The organism is Photobacterium chitinilyticum (assembly GCF_004104355.1).
GTDB classification, from domain to species: Bacteria; Pseudomonadota; Gammaproteobacteria; order Enterobacterales; family Vibrionaceae; genus Photobacterium; species Photobacterium chitinilyticum.
Genome location: NZ_RJLM01000227.1, coordinates 1 through 405 on the forward strand (window position 1 = coordinate 1; position 405 = coordinate 405).

General features: G+C 40.2%; 1 protein-coding gene. It reads left to right on the top strand.

What is annotated here, in order from left to right; genetic code table 11:
• Positions 1–298, top strand: a 298-nt coding sequence (locus EDI28_RS26570) for an ABC transporter permease subunit (RefSeq protein WP_128786729.1), incomplete at its 5' end; no start/stop codon positions are given.
• Positions 299–405: the final 107 nt, after the last annotated feature.

Sequence of the window (405 nt, forward strand, 5' to 3'; positions counted from 1 at the left end):
AACCTTGAAGATTGTTGCCAAAAATATCATGCCTCAATTGGTATCTGTTATTGTGACAACCATGACTCAAATGCTTCCAAGCTTTATCTCATACGAAGCCTTCTTGTCTTTCTTCGGTCTTGGATTACCGATTACAGTGCCAAGTTTGGGTCGTTTGATTTCGGATTATTCACAAAACGTAACAACCAATGCTTACTTGTTCTGGATTCCATTGACAACCCTTGTCTTGGTATCCTTGTCCCTTTTCGTAGTTGGTCAAAACTTAGCGGATGCTAGTGATCCACGTACACATAGATAGGAGTAGAAATGACAAAAGAAAAAAATGTAATTTTGACTGCTCGCGATATTGTCGTGGAATTTGACGTTCGTGACAAAGTATTGACAGCCATTCGCGGCGTTTCCCTT